Genomic DNA, 346 nt, shown 5'->3' on the forward strand with positions numbered 1-346 from the left:
AAGTCTATAATTCGCCCCACTTCCGGCGCAGTCGAAACGGAAAACTCCTTGAGATTCAAAGAGTTACGCAGTTTTCGGCAGCGGCTTGCTTCAGATCATCGAAGCCTGGAAGGAGTTGAAAGGGCAGTGATGTATGGCGCTTTTAACGGTTCGATCTTCTCGGTCGAAAGCGGAGAAAAAGAGGTGTTGACAGCAGCGAGTAACGCTGTAGAATTCGCCTCCCGCTAACGAGAGATCGGAAGCGCAAGTGGTTGAAGTTGTTGAAGAAATCTTCGAAAACTTCTGAAAATAATCACTTGACAGCAAATGAGGCTGCTGTAGAATGCGCGCCTCGGTTGAGACGAAA

At 48.3% G+C, this 346-nt stretch carries 1 protein-coding gene; it reads left to right on the top strand.

Translation table 11 applies throughout. From position 1 onward, the window contains the following. Positions 1-228 (top strand): hypothetical protein (locus HU765_RS26980; protein WP_238344772.1); only part of this gene is annotated, 228 nt, incomplete at its 5' end. Positions 229-346: the final 118 nt, after the last annotated feature.

Origin of the sequence: Pseudomonas sp. SWRI81, assembly GCF_014268545.1 — a bacterium.
Taxonomy (GTDB): domain Bacteria; phylum Pseudomonadota; class Gammaproteobacteria; order Pseudomonadales; family Pseudomonadaceae; genus Aquipseudomonas; species Aquipseudomonas hamedanensis.